Source organism: Litorilinea aerophila (assembly GCF_006569185.2).
GTDB classification, from domain to species: Bacteria; Chloroflexota; Anaerolineae; order Caldilineales; family Caldilineaceae; genus Litorilinea; species Litorilinea aerophila.
Window position 1 is genome coordinate 122,036 of record NZ_VIGC02000008.1, and the last position, 21,446, is coordinate 143,481.

Genomic DNA, 21,446 nt, shown 5'->3' on the forward strand with positions numbered 1-21,446 from the left:
ACGGGAAGCCAGAGTTTGAACCGACGGCTTGTGACAAGTCTGATCTACTTTCTGTTGGTGTTGGGCGCCGTTGTGGTGCTGACGCCGTTGGCCTGGATGATTTCTACATCGCTCAAGGAAGAGGGACAGGTTTTTCTGTTCCCACCTCGATTGATCCCGGATCCGGTGGTCTGGCGTAACTATCCGGAGGCGCTGACTGTTTTGCCCTTCAAAATTTATTTTCAAAACAGCGCCATTGTGAGCCTGTCCGCCATTGTGGGGGCGGTGTTGTCCTCATCGTTGGTGGCCTTTTCCTTCGCACGCCTTCGTTGGCAGGGGCGAGATTGGATGTTTTTGTTGGTGTTGGCCACCATGATGTTGCCCGGTCAGGTGACCATCATTCCCCAATTCTTGATTTTCCGTTCGCTGGGCTGGCTGGATACTCTGTTACCTCTGATCGTCCCTTACTGGGGGGCGGGTGCTTTCTTCGTCTTCTTGCTGCGCCAGTTTTTCATGACGATTCCCGGCGAATTGGACGATGCTGCCCTGATCGATGGCTGCTCCCACCTGGGCATTTACTGGCGGATTATTCTGCCACTTTCCAAACCGGCGCTGGCGGCTGTGGCCATCTTCACGTTCCAGTGGAGCTGGAATGACTTTTTCCACGCCCTTGTTTTCCTCAGCAGCCGGGAAAACTGGACGGTGGCCCTGGGGCTGGCTGCCTACCGCAATACCTTTGGCACCACCTGGAATCTCCTCATGGCAGCCTCGGTGGCCAGCATCTTGCCTCTGGTCCTGGTCTTCTTCTTTGCGCAACGCTATTTTATCCAGGGAGTTGTCTTTACAGGATTGAAGGGGTGACATTATCGCATCCTTATTGGGTACATAGCATTGGGTACATAGCTTGAGAGTCTTTAACAGCCTTTGATGTCTACTCGGTTGGATGTCTACATGGATGGAAGGGTTCTGAAGTCGTGAATCAGCACAATGTCTTGTTTATCCTGACGGATCAGTGGCGTCATAATGCCCTGGGTTTTTGTGGCGATCCCCTGGCCCATACACCCAATCTGGACCGTTTGGCTGCGGGCGCCTCTTTTTTCCGCCATGCCTTCACGTCAGTCCCCCTTTGCTCGCCCGCCCGGGGGTGCCTCTTAACCGGACGTTGGCCCCACCAGAGTGGTATGGAGGACAATGTTGGCGTAGGGGCTTCCCAGCAGGCCGGACTATCCGCCGAGGTCCGGACTTGGCTGGAAGCAGCCCGTGATCATGGCTACCGGGTGGGTTACTTCGGTAAATGGCATTTGGGTCATCCCGGCCCCAGCGAGCGCGGTGCCCAGTATATTGCCGAACCAGCCGATCTGCAGGGCGCGGAGGGCGGCAAGGAGGCCGCTCGCGCCACAGAATCTGGGGAGCTACGGTCGCCCTTTCGAGAACAGTGGCTGGCCGACGTGGCCCGCAGACGTCCAGATTCCTTCCCCCCATTTTATGAAACATTGCCGGGCACCATGGAGGAGACCCAAACAGGTCAGGTATCTGCGGCGGCGGTCCGCTTCCTGCAGGAAGCCGCTTCGGATTCGCGGCCCTGGTTCCTCACGGTTTCTTTTCGGGGGCCCCACTTTCCCCACGCCGTGCCCGAGCCATACGCCAGCTTGATCGATTCCGCGAAGGTGCCTCTGCCCGAGAATTTGTACGATGACTTCCGTCAGAAGCCCTGGTTCCAAAATCGAATTTGGTGGCCGTGTCACGACACCGCTCACCTGGACGAGGAAGCATGGCGCAAGACGTCCGCTGCATACTATGGCATGATTGCCATGTTAGATGAAGCCATCGGGCGTGTTTTGAATGCTGTGGCCGCGGCAGATGGGGGGCGCCCCACCACCATCCTCTTTGCCTCCGATCATGGGGAAATGTTGGGTGCCCATGGCCGTTTTGACAAGGGTCCCTACTTTTACGACGAGGTGATGCGTATCCCCCTTTTGATCCGGCCCGGCGAGGTGGGGCTACCGGCCCGGGAGGGCTCTGGGCAGCAGCCTCGTTGGCGAGATGAATATGTCAGCATCCTGGATCTGGGCGCTACCCTCTTTAGCCTGGCAGGTGAAACTCCGCAGATCCCCGGCCGAGATCTCATGCCCCTGGTGCATGGCGAATGGACAGGGCCCTGGCCCCAGGAGGCCTTTGGTTGGTACAACTACTATAACGGCCACTCCTTCGTGATGCGCTCCATCCGGACACCGGCATACAAATATGTCTTCGCTCCCCAGGCCGTGGATGAATTGTATGATCTGCAGGCTGATCCCGGCGAGTTGGTCAACCTGGCATCCGACCCTGCCCACGCGAGCAAGGTGACGGAACTGCGGCAACGACTCTTTGCCTGGATGATGCAGGAAGGCGATCCGCTGCTTGAGCAGTGGCAAGAGTTGCCGCCGGCGGGCACCCTGGTAGACCGCCTTCGTGCCGGTTCGCTGATTTGACCATCATCTGACCCTCATCGTATCCATGCCAGCCTGGACCAGAGGAATGAATCCATGAATCCGCGGCCGAATATCCTCCTGATCATGACCGACCAGCAGCGACATGACGCTGTGGGTTATGTCAATCCGGAGGTGCAGACCCCCCATCTGAACCAACTGGCGCAGGAGTCTGTGCTCTTTACGAATGCCTACACCACCAACCCTTCCTGTATTCCTGCCCGGGCGGCCATTTTTACGGGTAAATATCCATCCCAGTGTGGCGTGCCCACTTATATGACCTATTTGCCCAAACATGAAGTCACTTTCATGAAAAGGCTCCAGGAAGCGGGCTATTACACGGCTGTAATCGGCAAACAACATTTCTGGAAGTCAGAAATTGACAAGGGATATGACTATCTGGAGATCATTGACGAACATTTCCCGCCCAGGCGTATTCACAAGGAAGTAGACCCCAGTCGGTTTGGCCTGCCTTCCAATTCCACCGTGTTGGACTCAGCTTCCAGCTATATATGCTTTCTGGCTGACAGCGGTTTTACGGAGGGGAGCCAGTTATTTGAAAAAGTACCTTCGACCAAAGAAGTGTACCGCTGGAAAGCCGACGAGCGATACCACGTGGATGCCTTCGTGGGCGACCGGGGAGTAGCGTGGATTCGCAACCAAAGGCCTGTCGGCAAACCGTGGTTCCTCACCCTCTCTTTCCCGGGTCCTCATACGCCGTTTGACGGCATTGGCTTGCCAGACGAGGCTCTCTACGAGCAGGTCGAAATCTCATTGCCTTCAACCGCGCCGGAGGATATCTTTCAGAAGCCACCACATTTTCGACACTTGTTAAAGCGGTATTGCGAGCTTGATGAAACTGCGCAGGCTATCCGCTCGCGCATGAGCGATGCGGAAATCCGGCTGATGCGCAAGTCATATTATGCCAACGTCTCACTCATCGATCGGAAAATAGGGGCTGTCATCGAAGCTTTGAAAGAATGTGGGGACTATGAGAATACCTTGATCCTGTTCCTGTCCGACCATGGAGATTTCCTGGGCGACTTTGGAATGGCCCAGAAGATGCAGTGCCTGTCAGAAGTTTTAATGCGTATTCCTTTCCTCATCAAGCCGCCGATACAAGGGTTTCGAGGGTATCAGGAGAATTCGTTTGTCAGCTCCGTCGAGGTTGCCGCCACCTGTCTGGCCACAGCCGGCTGTGAAGTTCCGCCCGACATCTCTCGACGTAGTTTGACTCAATTTTTCAATCAGACCGAAGCGCCAGTTCGGTGGGACGAAATTTATATGGAAGCCCGGGACATTCGAGGGATTCGCGTCGGACAGTACAAACTGGCCTATTACGCGGAACGGGAATATGGCGAACTCTACGATTTGGCCAGCGATCCAGAGGAAAGGGTGAACCTCTGGTTTGATGGACAATTTCAGGAGATCAAACACCGTTTGATGACCCGGTTGCTGGATAAGCTCATCCAGCTGGGACACAACATGCATGTGATCTGGCATCCAGATACTCCGCCCATTTAGGCGTGCCTCAAGCTAGCGTGATGATTCTTGCTGAGGTCGAAAACCAATGAGAACTGCCCGGGAGTGTTGAATTTGAAGATTGAAAATCTTGTCGCCTATCCGCTTCGATGCAGGCTGGAACGCCCCTTCAGCTATTCGCAAAAATGGGTCACACATCGCACCACGGTCCTGGTCAAGGTAATGACCGATGAGGGCATCACCGGCTGGGGTGAAGTCTTCTGCCACGACGCCTGGGCGGCTGTCACCGGTATGATTGAGCAGACATACAAGCCCCTGCTCATCGGACGGAATCCCCTGGATATTGAAATTATCTGGGAACATTTGTATAACTGGACCAAAGACTACGGTCAAAAGGGGATCACGACAGCTGCCCTCAGCGGCGTCGATATCGCGCTGTGGGACATCTACGGCAAAGCGACCGGCCTGCCGATCTACCAATTGCTGGGGGGCGCCTTTCGCCAGCAGATCCAGGCTTACGCTACCGGGATGTACATCACCGAATGTGCTGATCCGGCCATCGCTCTGGCAGAGGAGGCTTGCCGCTACGTGGAGCAAGGGTTCCGCGCCATGAAGATGAAAGTTGGCTTTGGCATTCAAGCCGACACACGCTATATCCAGAGTGTGCGGAGCGCCATCGGCGAGGATGTCGAGTTAATGGTAGATGCCAACCATGCCTATGACGTGGCTTCAGCTATCCGACTGGGCCGGATCTTAGAAACATACGATATCGCCTGGTTCGAAGAACCTGTATCTCCAGAGGACGTCGCCGGCTATTGTCGGGTTCGGCAGGCTTTGGACATCCCCATAGCTGGGGGCGAGGCAGAGTTTACCCGCTACGGCTTTCGAGACTTAATTGTCCAAGGGGCTGTTGATATCGTTCAACCTGATCTCTGTTTGACGGGGGGCATTTCAGAGGGGCGAAAAATAGCCACGCTGGCCAGCGCATGGCATGTGCGTTGTCTGCCCCATGTCTGGGGGACAGCCGTTGGCCTGGCTGCTGCTCTACACTTCCTGGCTGCGTTGCCCAATATCCCGCCATCCCTGAACCCTCAGCCCCTTATGGTGGAACTGGATCAGACGGAACACCCCTTGCGGCAGTTGACCTACCTGCCGGGCTACGTCAAAGATGGCTTCATTCAAGTGCCCGACCAACCCGGCCTGGGCGTTGAGGTGGATGAAACGCATCTGGCGCGTTACTGCCCTTCATGACGGTCGGGATAGCCTCGACCATTCGCCCATGGCGAGGCTAAACGTTCCAGTCCTTATGGAGAGAGGCTGATTGGTTTGCTGCGTGTCAGCGGCGCCCAGTCCCTTGCCGCGAGATTTGGTTGCTTGGGCTTACTTGTTGACCTTGGAGTGGGGATAAAAGCAAAAATGACAACTATCGTTGAAACAACATCGTTAAGCGAACAAATTGAAGACGCACTGAAAGCTGAAATCCTTGCCGGCCGGTATCGACCTGGGCAGCGAATCTCTCCCGACGAACTCCGCGATAGATGGGGGGTCAGCATCACCCCAGTTCGGGATGCCATCAGGCGCCTGGAATCGATCGGCCTGGTCAAAGTGTTGCCCCGGCGGGGTGTCTACGTCGCCACGATTGACAAGAAATCGTTCAAGAATATCTTCGATTTGCGCATTGCGCTGGAATGTCTGGCCATCGAAACGGCCGCCCTCTTGATCCCGGATGAAAAGATCGAGGAGGCATACCACTACTACCGGGAAGCGGAGCGCCAGCTGCGGGAAACCGGCGATCGAACGCTTCTGATTGAACGGGACCATACCCTGCACGACCTGATCATCGAATACTGTGATAATCCCAAACTCCAGGAAATTATGCGGGATCTCCATGACTTGAATGTCTGGGCCCGCGCGACCCTGGTGGCACGCCACCCGGATTCGTATGAGCAGGCACTTCCCGAACACCTGGAAATCATGGAGGCGCTTCGGGCTCGAGATGTGGAAGCCGCCCGGCAACGTTTACGCACTCACCTGGAAAACGCGTTCCGCCGCGCATACGAAGACTGGAACGGTGGCAACGGAGAGTCCGATTCCCCCTGAGGCTGCCAGCCCCGTCCATTGGCCGCGAGGTGCCCTTGCCCTGGTACCAGACCTGGTATCAGTCCCTCTGCATCTGCTCTAAAATTTACCATTCTAAAATCCACCCTATGGAGAAAATGATGGCAAGTTCACACAGCACGAGCCAACGCCTTCAGCCGGTTTTGCCCCAAAGCCCCCACGCCAGGATGTCACCCATGGGGCCCGGAACTGTCCGCTGGACTGAAGGGTTTTGGGCTGACCATTTCGCACGAGTTCGCAGCCAGATGATCCCCGCCATCCACCGCGCTTTGAACGACCCAGACAACGGCGCAGTGCTGAGCAACTTCTACGTGGCCGCCGGTCTACAGGAGGGGGGACATCAGGGTACTTTCTGGAGCGACGGTGACTGCTATAAATGGATGGAGGCCATCATCCACGTCTTGGGTGTGGTGGATGATCCGGAGCTAGATCGCCTCCTCGACGAACTGATCGACGTCATTGCCCGAGCCCAGGAACCCGATGGATACATCTGCACTCAGGTGCAATTGACCGACAAAGGGCGCTGGCAGGCGCCCCAATTTCATGAGCTCTATAATATGGGCCATTTGATCACGGCGGCCTGTGCCCACCATCGGGTAACCGGCAAAGAGAACTTCCTGCAGGTCGCCCGTAAGCTCGCTGATTACCTGTACCAGGTATTTCAACCTCGTCCGCCTGAGCTGGCTAACTTTGGCTGGAATCCTTCCAACATTATGGCCCTGGTAGACCTTTACCGCATCACGGGTGAAACTCGCTACCTGGAACTGGCCCAGACGTTTGTGGATATGCGAGGATCCGCACCCAAAACGCCTGGCCGCCAGCAGGATGATCGGGGGGGTGGCGGTACCGATCAGATCCAAGATCGTATCCCTCTACGACAGGAAACCGAGGCTGTGGGGCACGCCGTAACGGCTACCTATCTATATTCCGGCGCTGCAGATGTCTATATGGAAACTGGGGAGCAGGCGCTCCTGGAGGCATTACAGCGCATCTGGTTGGATATGACCACTCGCAAAATGTACATCACCGGCGGTGTGGGGACCCATCACCACGCGGTTTCCAAGCGGGGAGACCGCATCTGGGAAGCCTTTGGCCTGGATTATCAGCTGCCAAATGCCACTGCTTATAATGAAACCTGTGCGAATATCGGCAATGCCATGTGGAATTGGCGGATGTTGCGTATCACGGGGGAGGCACGCTTCAGCGACATCATGGAATTGGTCGCCTACAACACCTTGCTCTCTGGCGTCAGCATGGATGGGACCCATTTCTGCTATACCAATCCTTTGCGCTGGTATGGCGCCGAACACCTCCTGCTCAGTCAAGATGCTCCCACTCGCTGGCATACTTTTCATTGCTACTGCTGCCCGCCCCAGGTGGCACGCACCATCGCACAACTGCATGAATGGGCGTATAGCCTGTCGCCGGAAGGTCTCTGGATCCACCTGTATGGCGGGAACACCCTGGAAACGTCCCTGGATGGCACCTCTTCCATCCGACTGAAGCAGGAGACTAACTATCCATGGGACGGTTACATCAAAATCACCCTGACAGCAGTCCCTACCCACCCCATGGCCCTCATGCTACGGATACCCGGTTGGGCGACGGGGGCAACCCTCCGGGTGAATGGCGAGCATTGGGCCGAGCAACCCCAGCCAGGTACCTATGCGGTGTTGAAACGCTCCTGGTCGCCCGGAGATGTGATTGAGCTGGACCTGCCCATGGAGCCTCGTCTCGTGAAGGCGCATCCCAAAGTCGAGGAGGCCGCTAATCATGTGGCCATCATGCGCGGCCCCGTGGTATATTGTCTGGAGTCCGTGGACTTACCCCCGGCGGTCTCCATGGATGAAATCTACATCCCCCGCGATGTCCGCCCTGTGGTCCGTTATGATGAAGAACTGTTAGGCGGGCTCGCCACCCTGGAGCTAGATGCCTGGGTCATCCATGGCCCTCCCTGGGACGGTCAACTCTATCGTATCCTCGGCGGCGAGTCCCGTCAGCCTGTGCAGGTGAGGTTGATTCCCTACTACGCCTGGAATAATCGGGGTGAGACCCAGATGACCGTTTGGCTCCCCCTCTGTTAGCCCAGTGGGGCTCAACCGATCCCGACCGACTGCGAAAATTCCAGGGCTCATCTCCCAAATGTGTGCGAACCTGTTCGGTTCCCTGCGAAACCGGGATGGGTAGCGCACATTTGTGGTAGATGAGCCAAATTCTAGAAGCTGTGGTGTAGAAATACACGAGAAGCCGCGGCGAACAACGCGCAGAGCGCTGTTTTTTCGTCACTCTCCTGCGTTTCGTGTAGGGCACCATGAAAGCCCATACCCCTCTATTTTATTGCGTTCTCCCTCGGGATGGCGTACAATAACACGGCGCACGAACACCCGTTCGCCTGGACGCGCCAGGGTTCTGGCTGGTCGTTGTGAGGTCGCACTGGTAAATCTTGGCAGAAAGTCGCCGTCGTATTCATGGCTCTACTGCACAAAGGTCAAATGAGGACGCTGACCCACGCAGATGAACGCTGATTCGGGCGATTCTCTCCTGCGTTTCTTTGCGCCTTTGCGCCTTTGCGCCTTTGCGTTCAAAAATGCCCTTTTTGCAGCGGAGTCATTCATTCACCAGAGGTCGTGCGCCCAGAGGGCATCCGGAATTTCTGCCGTGGTGTTGACGCCAGATTGTACCAGTGCCGTGAGTAGGGGGTAAGGACACGCTTTCCATGGCTTTAGATAAGCTGATCGTACGGGGTGCCCGCGAGCACAATCTGAAGAACATCAACCTGGAGATCCCCCGGGACAAGCTGGTGGTGATCACAGGGCTGAGTGGCAGCGGCAAGAGCAGTCTGGCCTTCGACACCATCTATGCCGAAGGCCAGCGCCGCTACGTGGAGTCCCTCTCGGCCTACGCCCGCCAGTTTCTGGGGCTGATGGAAAAGCCCAATGTAGACCAGATCGAGGGCCTCAGCCCAGCCATCTCCATCGACCAGAAAGGCGCCGGCCGCAACCCGCGCTCCACCGTGGGGACCGTCACGGAGGTCTACGACTACCTGCGCCTCCTCTACGCCCGCATCGGCCAACCCCATTGCCCCACATGCGGCGAGCCCATCACCCAGCAGAGCCCCACCCAGATCGTGGACAGCATCCTGGAGATGCCCGAGGGGAGTCGCCTCCTGATCCTGGCCCCCCTGATCAAGGACCGCAAGGGCCATCACAAAGGCGTCTTCGAGGAGCTGCAGAAGCAGGGCTACGTCCGCGTGCGGGTCAACGGCCAGCTCTACGAGGTCACCGAGGTGCCCGAGCTGGACCGCTACAAGATGCACACCATTGAGGCTGTCATCGACCGCATCATCGTGCGCCACCCCCGACCCGACCCGGACAACCCGGGCGAGGAGCTGCCCGGCACCGATGTTACCCGCCTCAGCGATTCGGTGGAGACGGCCCTGCGCCTGGGTGAAGGGGTCATGATCGTGGCGGACGTCACCGACGCCGATAACCCCAAGGACCGTACCTACAGCGAGCACTTTGCCTGCATCAAGTGCGGTACCAGCTTGCCGGAGATCGAGCCCCGCACCTTTTCCTTCAACAGCCCCCATGGCGCCTGCCCTACCTGCACCGGGCTGGGCACCCTCCAGGAGTTTGACCCCGACCTGATCCTGGAAGAGGACCTGAGCCTGGCCGAGGGCGCGGTGCGCCCCTGGCGCCGCCAGAACGGGGACGACGGCGACGGCTACTACCAGCAGTTGCTCCAGGCTGTCTGCCGCCAGTTCGCCATTCCCTACCAGGTTCCCGTGCGGGAACTGAGTCGCAAGCAGCGGGACATCATCCTCTACGGCCCGCCCCGCAAGCAAGAGAAGGTGCGCATTGAGTACCGCAACAGCAGCGGCCAGGCTCGCCAGTATGAGACCACCTTCCACGGGGTGATTGCCAACCTCCAGCGCCGCTACCAGGAGACCAACAGCGATTACATCCGCAGCAAGCTGGAAGAGTACATGAGCGTGCGCCCCTGCCCGGCCTGCCAGGGGAAGCGCCTGCGCCCGGAAGCCCTGGCCGTCACCATCGCCGGCAAAAATATCTGGGAGATCTCCCGCATGCCCGTGGAAGACTCCCTGCGCTGGATCCGCTGGCTGCAAGGGGAAACCCCGACGCCGGGCGAGGGAGCGCCAGCCAACCCAAGCCAGAATGGACGCATCCCCAACGACCGCTCCCCCCTGACGCCCCGGGAGCAGGCCATCGCCTACCAGGTCCTCAAGGAGATCGCTGCCCGGCTCCAGTTCATGGTCAACGTGGGCCTGGAATACCTGACCCTGGACCGCACCGCGGTGACCCTCTCCGGCGGCGAGGCCCAGCGCATCCGCCTGGCTACCCAGATCGGCAGCCAGCTCATGGGCGTGCTCTACATCCTGGATGAGCCCAGCATCGGCCTGCACCAGCGGGACAACGCCCGCCTCATCGCCACCCTGCAGGGCATGCGGGACCTGGGCAACACGGTGCTGGTGGTGGAACACGACGAGGATACCATCCGCGCCGCGGACTGGGTGGTGGATATGGGACCCGGCGCCGGCGAGCACGGCGGGCATGTGGTCTGCTCCGCACCCCGGGACGAATTTCTCCAGTCGCCAGACAGCCTCACCGCGCAGTACCTGCGGGGGGAAAAGCGTATCCCCGTCCCCCGGGAGCGGCGGGAAGGCAACGGCAAGTACCTCTACATCCGGGGGGCCAGCGAGAATAACCTGAAAAATGTGGATGTGCGCATCCCCCTGGGCAAGCTCATCGCCGTCACCGGCGTCAGCGGCAGCGGCAAGTCCAGCCTGGTGATCGAGGTTCTCTACAAAAAGCTGGCCCAGATGATGTACCGGGCCAAGGACCGGCCCGGCAAACATGCCGGCATCGAGGGTGTGGAGCACCTGGACAAGGTGATCGACATCGACCAGAGCCCCATCGGGCGCACGCCCCGCAGCAACCCGGCCACCTACGTGGGCGTCTTCACCTACATCCGGGACCTCTACGCCAGCCTGCCCGAAGCCAAGGCCCGGGGCTACAAGCCCGGCCGCTTCAGCTTCAACGTCAAGGGCGGCCGCTGTGAGACCTGCCAGGGCGACGGCATCATCCGCATCGAAATGCAGTTCCTGCCCGACGTCTACGTCCCCTGCGAAGAGTGCAAGGGCCGGCGCTACAACCGGGAGACCCTGGAGATCAAGTTCCGGGGCAAGTCCATTGCCGACACCCTGGACATGACCGTGGAAGAGGCCCTGGACTTTTTCCAGAACATCCCCCGCATCCGCAACAAGCTGGAGACCCTGAACGCGGTGGGGCTGAGTTACATCCGCCTGGGGCAGCCGGCCACCACCCTCTCGGGCGGCGAGGCCCAGCGCATCAAGCTCAGCAAGGAATTGAGCCGCCGGGCCACGGGCAACACCCTCTACATCCTGGACGAGCCCACCACCGGCCTCCACTTCGAGGATGTGCGCAAGCTGCTCAACGTCCTCCACGAGCTGGTCAACATGGGCAACACCGTCCTGGTCATCGAGCACAACCTGGACGTGATCAAGAGCTGTGACTGGATCATCGACATGGGGCCGGAGGGGGGCAACAAGGGGGGCTACGTGGTGGCCGAGGGCACGCCCGAACACATCGCTACCCTGGAGCAGAGCTACACCGGCCAGTTCCTCCGGCCCATCCTGGCCCGGGACGCGGTGCTCTCCGCCGACTGAAGGGGCCGCCCCGGGGTGAGCATCCCCCGTGGGCCCGGCCCTCCACCTACCTATCGACGGCTGAAACGTCCATGATCGCTGCTGTCACCTTCGACTTTTGGGATACCCTGGCCATTGATGACTCCGATGAACCCAAGCGGGCTGCTCTCAACCTGCCCAGCAAAGCCGAAGCCAGGGTCCAGCTCTTCGTGAACCGGGTCACCGCGCTCCACCCCCACATCAGCCGGGAGCGGGCAGCGGAAGCCTACCAGCGGGCCAACCAGCGTTTCCGGGAGGACTGGCACAACAACCACCGCACCCCCAGCGTGGTCACCCGCCTCTACTACGCCTACGAGTACCTGGGCCTGGAGCCGGCGCCCGGCCAGTACGCCCGGTTGGTACGGGAGGTGGACGAGCTGGCCCGGGAGATCGAGGCCATGGAGATCCGGATTCAGCCCGACTTTGTCCCCGGCCTGCACCAGACCCTGCAGGCCCTGTCCCAGGAGTACCGGCTGGGCATCATTTCCGACACCATCCACACCCACGGCCGGGGGCTGCGCTACCTCCTGCAGCGGCAGGGAGTGCTCCAGTACTTCAGCTGCTTTATCTTTTCCGACGAGGTGGGCGCGTCCAAGCCGTCGCCGGAGATCTTCCGGCGGGCCGCAGTGAGCCTGGGCTTCAACCCGTGGAACATCGTCCACGTGGGCGACCGGGAGGAGAACGACGTGGTCGGCCCCCGCTCCATCGGCATGCGGGCCATCCTCTTCACCGGCATCGTCGACCGGGGCAGCAGCCGCACCCGGGCCCACGCCGTCTGTCGCGACTTCCGCCAGTTGCCCGACATCATCCGCCGCCTGCGCTAACGGAGCTCAGCCATGCACCCTTCCTCATCCAATCACCCTGCCGTCGCCGAGGCGGTTGCGGTGCTGGCCGAGCGTTTCATGGCCTGTTTCCCGGCCACCGTCTCCCGCCCCCGCACCGTGGGCCGGGAGGCCGAGTATCCGGTGGTCACCGCCACGGGCGAAGCCGCCGATGTGCGCCGCCTTTGGGACTATCTGTTGGCCCGGGGCGACCTGGAACCCAAGTACGACGACGGCACCCGCAACCTGATCGTGGCCCTGACCGGCGAGGACTACTCCTACGCCCTGGAGGTGGGCGTGGGCACGGTGGAGATCAACACCCGGCCCTGCCCGGACCTGTTCACCCTGCAGGAGATCCTGGAGGCCGCGGTGACCCGGCTGGTACGGGCCGCGGCCCGGCGAAGCTGGATGGTGCTGGGCTATGGCATCCAGCCGGTTTCGCCGCCGACCCTGCGCCTCATGTCCCCCAAACAGCGCTACCAGAGCCTCTATCGGGCCATGGGCGCGGAGTGGCTCTGGTACACGGTCACCGCCAGCGACCAGATCCAGATCGACATCGGCCGGGATGAAATGGTGGAGATGCTCAACCTGGGCAACCTGATGGCGCCGGTCATCATCGCCCTCTGTGCCAACTCGCCCGTCTACGAGGGCCGGCTGAGCCCTTTCTGCAGCGGCCGGGAAGGGCGCATGGCCCAGATCCACGCCAGCGAGCACCGCCACGGCATGCCGGCCCGCCCCTACACCAGCATCGTCGACTACGTGGATACCGTCTCCCAGACCACTTTCCTGATCCTGCGCGCCGACAACGAGGTGGTGCCCAGCTCCCGGCTTTTCACCGAGTATCTGCTGGAGCACGGCCCCGACTTCGAGGCCTTCCTCTTCCACGAACACTACATCTGGAATAGCGCGCGGCTTCGAGCCGCTTATGGCACCATCGAGATTCGGCCGGCCTGTCAGCAGCCGTGGCGGGAGCACATGGCCGCCATGGCCCTGAGCCTGGGGCTCATCGAGGCGGCCAGGGAGATCCTGGCCTACGTGCAGGAGGCGCTGGGGGAAGAGTATTGGGAGATCATGCGCAACTACCACCGGCAGGTCATCGCCCGGGGCCTGGCCGCGCCCCAGCCGGCCCCCCGCTTCCTCTACCGCATCGTGGCCATGGCCGAGGAAGCCCTGCGCCGGCGGGGCTTCGGCGAGGAACGGCTGCTCCTGCCCATCCACAACCGGCTGCAACGGCAGCTGAACCCGGCCCAACAGGCCCGCCGCATCTTTCAGGTGGACGGCCTCCACGGCCTGCTGGCCCACGCCGCCATCCGCCCGGCCCTCACCAGACCGGCATCGTCTTGAAGACCTCCGCGTAGGGCACCTGAATCTCCTCGCCCGCCCGGGCGTCCATCTCCTTCATCCAATCCAGATTCTTCTCTCCCTCGGGAAACTGGCTACGGTGGGCCAGGCAGGCGGCCACCTTGCGCTCATAGACGGCACTCACATCCACAAACACGTCCGGCTCCCGCTGGGTGGAGAAGAGAAAGACCCGGGTCAGGCGGCAGAGGTCGGCGCCATTTTCAGCCAGTTGCTCGGGCCGATAGAGGGGCATCTTGGAGGGCATGTAGGCGTCCAGCGCAGCCTGTCCCGCGGCCCGATGGTCCGGGTGGATCTGGCCGGGCCAGTAGGGATCGAAGGTCAAGAGGGTGTCGGCCTGGGTGAGGCGATAGAGCCGCGCGATCTGGGCCCGCAGCTCCAGGCTGGCCACCAGCTCGCCGTCGTGGTGGCCCAGGTTGTAGACCCGGCGGATGCCCAACAGGCGGGCGGCCTCTTCGGCCTCGGCCAGGCGGGTGGCGGCCAGGGCCGGCCGCAGGATGCCAGCCTCTCGGGTGCCGATGTCGCCCAGGGTGCAGTTGACCGAGAAGATCTCCACTCCCCGCTCGGCCAGCATGGCCACTGTGCCGCCGCAGATGCACTCCAGATCGTCGGGGTGGGCCGCCACCACGATCAGCCGCTGGACTTCCGCAAATGCCTCCAGGCCGACCCGTTTGGTTTCCGGGGTTCCCATGGTTACTCCCGTCTGTTGCAAAGACCGCGGCCGAAATGCACCGGTCTTCTCTGGGGGACCCCCTGGCGCACTTCGGCCAGGATTGTCTACCCTGCTACCGCCATGGCCCCACGGGCCTCGGCGGCCGCAGGGTTCAGGTCCACGGCGGGCGCCACCCACACCAGCACGTCGTAAAACGTGGCGCCGGCGCCCATATCCGCCTCGTCCTGGGCGGTGAGCTGGTTGACGTTGCGGCCATCTGGGCTCAGTTTGGCCCACCAGATGCCCGGCACCAGCACGGTGCCCGGCACAATGTCGGCCGTCACCACGGCTCGCAGGGTGAGACGGCCCCGCTGGTTCCAGACCGTGACCGGCGCGCCGTCCACCACCTGGCGGGGGGCGGCATCGTCGGGATGGATCTGGAGCGTCGGTACTCCTTCCCGGCGGCGCAACCGCTCCACGTTGACGAAGGTGCTGTTCAGGAACGAGTGGGCCGGCGGCGAGATGCAGGTGAGGGGGGGATGGGCCGTGGAATCGCCCTGCTCCGCAGCCTGCTGTTGCCAGGCCGGCGGCGTGTAGGTGGGCAGGGGGGCATAGCCGGCGTCGGCCAGGCGCTGGCTGTAGAACTCGCACTTGCCGCTGGGGGTGGGGAAGTTGCCCTCCGCGAACGGCAGGTATGGCTCGGGCAGATTCAGGCGCACGAAACCCCGTTCCAGCAAGGCCTCCCAGGTGACGGTGGCGAAGCGAGGGTGGCGCTGGGCCGCGATGAGCTCCTGCAAGATCTCCTCGTCGCCCTGGGCAAAGCAGGGCTCCCGGTAGCCCATGGCCCCAGCCAGCCGGCGGAAGATTTCGCTGTTGGGCAGGCTCTGGCCCACCGGCTCGATGGCGGGCCGGTTCAGGGCCAGGTAGAGGTGGCCGTAGGGCTTGATCAGGTCCCAGTGCTCCAGTTGGGTGGTGGCCGGCAACACGTAGTCGGCGTAGTCTGCCGTGTCGGTCTGGAAGTGCTCCAGCACCACGGTGAAGAGATCTTCCCGCTGCAACCCCCGCAGGACGGCCTCCTGGTCCGGGCAGACGGCTGCCGGGTTGGCGTTGTAGACGATGAGGGCCATCACCGGGGGGCCTGCCTCTGCCGGCGTGGGGACGGGGTCCACAGGGCGGGGGTGGTAGTGGGCCCGGGCCCGGATGGCCGGGTCGAGGCTCAGGGCGTCGCCCAGGCGGTTCATGTTGATGGTGCGCGGGGTGCGTCCCTGGAGCAGGTCCGGGCGGTAGAGGCAGGTGGTGTCCAGGTGGCGGAAGGCGCCGCTGCTGCTGAGCTGGATGCCGCCGCCCACCTCCCGCCAGGCGCCCACCAGGGCGGGCAGGCAGGCGATGGTGCGCACGGCCATGCCGCCCCCGGCGTGGCGCTGCATGCCGTAGTTGATGCGGATGGCTGCCGGGCGGGTGGTGGCGTACTCCCGGGCCAGGGTGCGGATGCGCTCGGCCGGCACGCCGGTCAACTCGGCGGCCCGCTCCGGCGTCCATTCGGCTACCCGTTGGGCCAGGGCGTCGAAGCCCAGGGTGTGACGGGCCACGTAGTCGGCGTCGTACAGGCCTTCCGCTACGATGACGTGCATCAGGGCCAGGGCCAGGGCGCCATCGGTGCCGGGGCGAATGGGGATCCACTCATCGGCGGCCCGGGCGGTGCGGGTGCGGGCCGGGTCGATGACGATGACCCGGGCGCCCTGGTGCCGTGCCGCCTGGATGAAGGGCCAGAGGTGTGCGTTGCTGGTGAGGGTATTGCTGCCCCAGATCAGGATCAGGCGGGCATGGGCAAAGGCCTGGGGCTCCAGCCCTTCGGTCGCGCCGATGGTGGCCACATAGCCTTCGAAGCCGGCTTCCGAGCAGATGGTGCGGGCCAGCTGGCTGGCGCCCATGCGGTGGAAGAAGCGTTTGGCCATCCCCTCCCCCTGGAGGTAGCCCATGGTGCCCGCGTAGAAGTAGGGAAGGACCGCCTCTGGCCCAACGGTGGCAATGATCTCCTGCAGGCGGGCGGCGATTGCCCCCAGGGCTTCGTCCCAGGAGATGGGAACAAACTGGCCGCTGCCCTTGGGGCCTACCCGACGCAGGGGGGTAGTGAGCCGTTCCGGGTGATAGGTGCGCTCCAGGTAGCGGTCTACCTTGGCGCAGAGGCGGCCTGCGGTGACCGGGTGGTGGGGGTGTCCCCAGAGGTCCACGGCCCGGCCGCTCTGGCGCTCCACGGCCACCTGCCAGCTGCAGGTGTCGGGGCAGTCGTGGGGGCAGGCGCCGGTGATGATGGCGATGGCGGGGTCGTGCTGGTACAAGTTCTGTTTGGACATGGTGGTTTGCCTTGCATGAGAAGATCCAGACGCCGTTTGGGTAGTGTAACAAAAGAGCGGTCCGGTCGCAAAAGCGGCCTGTTTGGGGGCGTTCCAGGTTGTGCAGGTTGTACAAGCCGCGCTGGAGGAACTTTGGACAGATTCGCGCTGGTAGACAGGCCGGGCTTCGGCTATAGTTTGGGGCAGTTGCTGCGCGCAGGATGCAGCCTGCAGGCACATCCTGGCGGGCAGGGGTTGCGCAACCCAAGGCGGAACCAACAGAGGAAGAGTCGAGGAACAGGAAGATCCAAACAGGACTTCGGTCCGGCCCACGCCTGGAAACGGGGGCCAAACAAAATAAATTCCGGCATGACAGCCAGGAGGCGCTTCCAGCCGCTGTCCCGCTGTTTTGCCACATCATCTCAGAGGAGACAGGAATAATGCATCTGGGTTGTAAGACGCCACAGGATGTGATGGCGGCCATCAGCGAACATGGCATTGAAATGGTGGATATCAAGTTCACCGATCTGTTTGGCCAGTGGCAGCACTTTTCCATCCCGGTAGAACATTTTGACGCGGAAAGCGCCTTTGAAGAGGGCCTGGGGTTTGACGGCTCTTCCATCCGGGGCTTCAAGACCATCGAGTCCAGCGACATGAACCTGCTGGCCGATCCCACCACGGCCCTGATCGATACCATGTGTGCCGTGCCCACGCTGAGCCTGGTCTGCAATGTCTACGAGCCCATCACCAACGAGCCCTTCAGCCGGGATCCCCGCTACGTGGCCCAGCGGGCAGTGGAGTACATGAAGTCCACCGGCATTGCCGACACAGTGTACATGGGCCCCGAGGCCGAATTCTTCATTTTCGACGAGGTCTACTACCACACCAACCAGTTTTCGGCTGGCTATGGCGTGGACTCCGGCGAGGGTATCTGGAATTCGGGCGCCCCGGGCCTGGGCCATCAGATCGGCTACAAGGGCGGCTATTTCCCGGTTGCGCCGTACGACACCCTGCAGGATCTGCGCACGGAGATGGTCCGGGAGATGCTGAACGCGGGCATCGAGGTGGAAGTGCACCACCATGAGGTGGCCACTGCGGGCCAGTGTGAGATTGACATGCGCTTCGCACCCCTGGTCCAGATGGCGGATCAGGTCCAGCTGTACAAGTACATTGTCAAGAATGTGGCCAAACGCCACGGCAAGACGGCCACCTTCATGCCCAAGCCCCTTTTCCAGGACAACGGCTCTGGCATGCACACCCACCAGAGCCTCTGGAAGAACGGCGAGCCCCTTTTCGCCGGGGACGGCTATGCCGGCCTGAGCCAGCTGGCCCTCTGGTACATCGGCGGCCTGCTGAAGCACATCAACTCCCTGCTGGCCTTCGCGGCGCCGACGACCAACTCCTATCGGCGGCTGGTGCCCGGCTACGAGGCGCCGGTGGTCATCGCCTACTCGGCCCGCAACCGCTCGGCTGCCTGCCGCATCCCGGTCTACTCCCAGTCGCCCAAGGCCAAGCGCATCGAGTTCCGCTGCCCGGACCCGGCTGCCAACCCGTACCTGGCCTTCGCCGCCATGCTCATGGCCGGCCTGGACGGCATCAAGAACCAGATCGACCCGGGCGATCCGGCGGAGATCGACCTCTTCGAAGAGGATGCCCTGAAGCGGGTGCCCATGGTCAAGGGCTCCCTGGGCGAGGTCCTGACGGAGCTGGAGAAGGACCACGAGTTCCTGCTGGAGGGCGGCGTCTTCACCGAGGACCTGATCGAAACCTACATCAGCCACAAGCGGGTCGCGGATGTGGATGCGGTGCGCCTGCGGCCCCATCCCCACGAATTCGTGATGTACTACGGCATCTGATCTCCTGGGAATGTGGTTGAAACTCATGGGTTGAATGGAGGGTGTGGGGGGCGAGCCTGGTCCCCCACACCCAGCGTTGAAGCAAGCGGCGGCCTGTATCTGCAACCGGACTCCGGCCATTCAGATACAGGCCGCCGCTTCTTTGGGCCTGGGAGGCCCAGGCGCCCAGGCCTGCAAATCGCTTCGCTTATCCTGCATAAGGGTGTTACAATAGGAGGCAATCCGAGCCATGAACCCGCACAATCCATACACAGCCGGCACGGCCAGCAACCATGATAGCGCAGGAGAAATGTTCGCCATGAACCTTGAATATACGTCGGAGCAACTCCAGCGGGTCGATGATATCATCAAGCGCAACGACATCCGCTTCATTCGCCTCCAATTTTCGGATATCATCGGCATCGCCAAACATGTCACCATCCCCGTGGGCCACTGGGACACGGCGGTGAGCCACGGCATCTGGTTCGATGGGAGCTCGGTGGAAGGCTTTGCCCGCATTGCGGAAAGTGACATGTACCTGAAGCCCGACCTGGACACCTTTGCCGTCATCCCCTGGGAGATGGATCTCTCCACGGCCCGGGTGATCTGCGACGTGTACACGCCCGACGGCGATCCCTTCCCCGGCGATCCCCGCTTTGTGCTGAAGCGCCAGCTCCGGCGGGCCGCCGAGATGGGCCTGGACTACCAGGTGGGGCCAGAGCTGGAGTTCTTCCTCTTTGAACGCCACGCCAACGGCGATATCTTGCCCCTCAAGCCCCACGACCGGGCCAGCTACTTCGACGTCAGCACCGACCTGGCCCACAGCGTGCGGCGCCAGATGGTGGACGCGCTCCAGTCCATGGGCATCACCGTGGAAAGCTCTCACCACGAGGTGGCCGTGGGCCAGAGCGAAATCGATTTCCGCTACGGGCCGGCCCTCATCACCGCCGACCACACCATGACCTTCCGGACCACCCTCAAGGCCATCGCCCAGAAGAACAACCTCCACTGCACCTTCATGCCCAAGCCCATTGCCGGCATCGCCGGCTCCGGCATGCACGTACATCAGAGCCTGTGGTGGATCGACAAGCAGGATACGGCCATGTACGACCCCGACAACGAATATGGCCTCAGCGAAACGGCCCTGCAGTTCATCGCCGGTCAGCTCCTCCATGCCCGGGCCATGTCGCCCATCCTGGCGCCCCTGGTCAACAGCTACAAGCGCCTGGTGCCCGGCTTCGAGGCCCCCATCTACATCTCCTGGGGGCGGACCAACCGCAGCGCCCTGATCCGGATCCCTCGGGTGAGCCGGGGCCGCTACCGCAGCGTACGCACCGAGCTCCGCTGCCCGGATCCCAGCGCCAACCCGTACCTGGCCTTCGCCGTCATGCTGGCCGCCGGGCTGGATGGCATCGAAAAGCGCCTCATGCCGCCGCCGCCGGCCGAGGAAGATCTCTTCCACGTGGACGGCGCCCGGGCAGGCCTGGAGACGTTGCCCGGCGATCTGGGGGAGGCCCTGGATGAGCTGAGCAAGGATGAGGTGATTCAGAACGCGCTGGGCCAGCATGTCTATGAGCGGTACATGGAGGCCAAACGGCTGGAGTGGGATGAATACCGGGTCTACGTGACCCGATGGGAGCTGGAGCGTTACCTGACCATCTATTGATGGTGATGGCGACTGCCGTCAAAAGCGGTCAACAGGAGGGCGGGCTTTCGGCCCGGGTGAAACTCCTGGTGAAATGGTGCCGTAGGGGCCGCTCCCCTTGGTAGCCCGCCCCTACGGAAACGTTCCCCTTCCTCTCACGGTGATTCGCCGGCAAGCCGTTCCAGGATGCCCAGTAGCAGGCGGGTGAGCCGGGGCACGATGATGGTGCCGGCGTCCATGACTTCTTCGTGGGTGGGCGCGTGGTCGCTGTCCGGTTCCGCGATGGCCAGGTTGGTGATGGTGCTGATGGCCAGGACGCGCATCCCCGCGTGGTGGGCCACGATGACCTCCGGCACGGTGCTCATGCCCACCGCGTCGCCGCCCGCCTGGCGCAGGAAGCGAATCTCGGCCGGCGTCTCAAAGTTGGGGCCGGCCACAGCCACATACACCCCCCGGCGGAGGGTCAATCCCCGCTCCGCAGCCACGGCCTGGGCCAGCTCCCGCAGGGAGCGGCTGTAGGCGTTGTTCAGGGCGGGAAAGCGGGTGCCGAAGGCTTCCAGGTTCGGTCCCCGCAGGGGATTGTGCCCGGCCATCCCCAGGAAGTTGATGTGATCCTCGATGAGCATCAGATCCCCCACGGCGAAAGCCGGGTTGAGCCCCCCGGCTGCGTTGGTGATGATCAGGGTTTCGACGCCCAGCCGGGCCATGACCCGCACGGGCAGGGTGACCTGCTGCAGGGAATAGCCCTCGTAGTAGTGGAAACGCCCCTGCATGACACAGACCGACATACCGGCCAGCTTTCCCAGTACCAGGCGCCCGGCGTGGCCGGCCACCGTACTCTGGGGGAAGTGGGGAATCTCCCCATAGGGCAAGATGTCCGCTTCTTCCACCTGTTCGGCCAGACCGCTCAAGCCGCTGCCCAGAATCAGTCCTAGCCGCGGGCGGTGCGGGCTCCGCTGGCGGATGAAGTCCGCCGCGCGGTCGTAGTCAGCCAGGGTGAACGCTGTTTCCATGGGATATGCTCCTGTG

At 62.1% G+C, this 21,446-nt stretch carries 14 protein-coding genes; 11 read left to right on the forward strand and 3 right to left on the reverse strand.

From position 1 onward, the window contains the following. The first annotated feature begins 15 nt into the window (after positions 1-15). From FKZ61_RS07920 to FKZ61_RS07960, 9 genes are all read left to right on the forward strand, one after another. Entirely contained in the window at positions 16-840 is an 825-nt protein-coding gene (locus FKZ61_RS07920) for a carbohydrate ABC transporter permease (protein ID WP_229964180.1), read from the forward strand. A 113-nt stretch (positions 841-953) separates the two neighbouring features. Then, positions 954-2,450: a sulfatase-like hydrolase/transferase gene (locus FKZ61_RS07925; protein ID WP_141609543.1), complete on the forward strand. Its 1,497-nt coding sequence runs from the start codon at positions 954-956 to the stop codon at positions 2,448-2,450. Positions 2,451-2,504: 54 nt separating this feature from the next. Further along, positions 2,505-3,971, forward strand: coding sequence for a sulfatase family protein (locus tag FKZ61_RS07930; RefSeq protein WP_141609544.1), 1,467 nt, complete (start codon positions 2,505-2,507; stop codon positions 3,969-3,971). A gap of 72 nt (positions 3,972-4,043) precedes the next feature. After that, positions 4,044-5,180, forward strand: coding sequence for a mandelate racemase/muconate lactonizing enzyme family protein (locus FKZ61_RS07935; RefSeq protein WP_141609545.1), 1,137 nt, complete (start codon positions 4,044-4,046; stop codon positions 5,178-5,180). A 165-nt stretch (positions 5,181-5,345) separates the two neighbouring features. Beyond that, entirely contained in the window at positions 5,346-6,029 is a 684-nt protein-coding gene (locus FKZ61_RS07940; RefSeq protein WP_141609546.1) for a GntR family transcriptional regulator, read from the forward strand. 194 nt (positions 6,030-6,223) lie between these two features. Next, positions 6,224-8,131, forward strand: a complete 1,908-nt coding sequence (locus tag FKZ61_RS07945; RefSeq protein WP_170199424.1) for a glycoside hydrolase family 127 protein — start codon at positions 6,224-6,226, stop codon at positions 8,129-8,131. Between the two features lie 632 nt (positions 8,132-8,763). Beyond that, on the forward strand, positions 8,764-11,754 hold the full coding sequence (uvrA, locus tag FKZ61_RS07950; RefSeq protein ID WP_141609548.1) for an excinuclease ABC subunit UvrA: 2,991 nt from the start codon (positions 8,764-8,766) through the stop codon (positions 11,752-11,754). Positions 11,755-11,825: 71 nt separating this feature from the next. After that, on the forward strand, positions 11,826-12,596 hold the full coding sequence (locus FKZ61_RS07955; RefSeq protein WP_141609549.1) for an HAD family hydrolase: 771 nt from the start codon (positions 11,826-11,828) through the stop codon (positions 12,594-12,596). Positions 12,597-12,608: 12 nt separating this feature from the next. Next, the gene (locus FKZ61_RS07960) at positions 12,609-13,937 is read left to right on the forward strand and encodes a glutamate-cysteine ligase family protein (RefSeq protein WP_141609550.1); all 1,329 of its coding nucleotides are present in this window, start codon (positions 12,609-12,611) and stop codon (positions 13,935-13,937) included. Here the strand turns inward: FKZ61_RS07960 and FKZ61_RS07965 are convergent. Together FKZ61_RS07965 and FKZ61_RS07970 are read right to left on the reverse strand one after the other, a co-directional pair. Further along, positions 13,915-14,643: a PIG-L deacetylase family protein gene (locus tag FKZ61_RS07965; RefSeq protein ID WP_141609551.1), complete on the reverse strand. Its 729-nt coding sequence runs from the start codon at positions 14,641-14,643 to the stop codon at positions 13,915-13,917. The two genes, FKZ61_RS07960 and FKZ61_RS07965, sit on opposite strands and share 23 nt — an antisense overlap. A gap of 86 nt (positions 14,644-14,729) precedes the next feature. Beyond that, positions 14,730-16,958, reverse strand: a complete 2,229-nt coding sequence (locus FKZ61_RS07970) for a molybdopterin-containing oxidoreductase family protein (protein WP_141609552.1) — start codon at positions 16,956-16,958, stop codon at positions 14,730-14,732. A 419-nt stretch (positions 16,959-17,377) separates the two neighbouring features. On the opposite strand from FKZ61_RS07970, the gene glnA (FKZ61_RS07975) reads away from it, so the two are divergent. Continuing rightward, positions 17,378-18,793 (forward strand): type I glutamate--ammonia ligase, encoded by a 1,416-nt coding sequence (gene glnA / locus FKZ61_RS07975; protein WP_141609553.1) that lies wholly within the window; start codon positions 17,378-17,380, stop codon positions 18,791-18,793. A gap of 298 nt (positions 18,794-19,091) precedes the next feature. Then, complete coding sequence (gene glnA, locus FKZ61_RS07980; RefSeq protein ID WP_141609554.1) at positions 19,092-20,438, forward strand: type I glutamate--ammonia ligase; 1,347 nt, start codon at positions 19,092-19,094, stop codon at positions 20,436-20,438. Positions 20,439-20,572: 134 nt separating this feature from the next. On the opposite strand, the gene FKZ61_RS07985 is transcribed toward glnA (FKZ61_RS07980), so the two are convergent. Next, positions 20,573-21,430: a purine-nucleoside phosphorylase gene (locus FKZ61_RS07985; protein ID WP_141609555.1), complete on the reverse strand. Its 858-nt coding sequence runs from the start codon at positions 21,428-21,430 to the stop codon at positions 20,573-20,575. Positions 21,431-21,446 lie beyond the last annotated feature (16 nt).

Bases quoted from the DNA above. Each gene is read 5' to 3' on its own strand.
- FKZ61_RS07940 (WP_141609546.1), top strand. From the start codon at position 5,346: ATGACAACTATCGTTGAAACAACATCGTTAAGCGAACAAATTGAAGAC.
- FKZ61_RS07985 (WP_141609555.1), bottom strand. From the start codon at position 21,430: ATGGAAACAGCGTTCACCCTGGCTGACTACGACCGCGCGGCGGACTTC.
- FKZ61_RS07960 (WP_141609550.1), top strand. From the start codon at position 12,609: ATGCACCCTTCCTCATCCAATCACCCTGCCGTCGCCGAGGCGGTTGCG.
- FKZ61_RS07970 (WP_141609552.1), bottom strand. From the start codon at position 16,958: ATGTCCAAACAGAACTTGTACCAGCACGACCCCGCCATCGCCATCATC.
- FKZ61_RS07965 (WP_141609551.1), bottom strand. From the start codon at position 14,643: ATGGGAACCCCGGAAACCAAACGGGTCGGCCTGGAGGCATTTGCGGAA.
- FKZ61_RS07930 (WP_141609544.1), top strand. From the start codon at position 2,505: ATGAATCCGCGGCCGAATATCCTCCTGATCATGACCGACCAGCAGCGA.
- FKZ61_RS07955 (WP_141609549.1), top strand. From the start codon at position 11,826: ATGATCGCTGCTGTCACCTTCGACTTTTGGGATACCCTGGCCATTGAT.
- glnA (WP_141609553.1), top strand. From the start codon at position 17,378: ATGCATCTGGGTTGTAAGACGCCACAGGATGTGATGGCGGCCATCAGC.
- uvrA (WP_141609548.1), top strand. From the start codon at position 8,764: ATGGCTTTAGATAAGCTGATCGTACGGGGTGCCCGCGAGCACAATCTG.
- glnA (WP_141609554.1), top strand. From the start codon at position 19,092: ATGAACCTTGAATATACGTCGGAGCAACTCCAGCGGGTCGATGATATC.
- FKZ61_RS07945 (WP_170199424.1), top strand. From the start codon at position 6,224: ATGGGGCCCGGAACTGTCCGCTGGACTGAAGGGTTTTGGGCTGACCAT.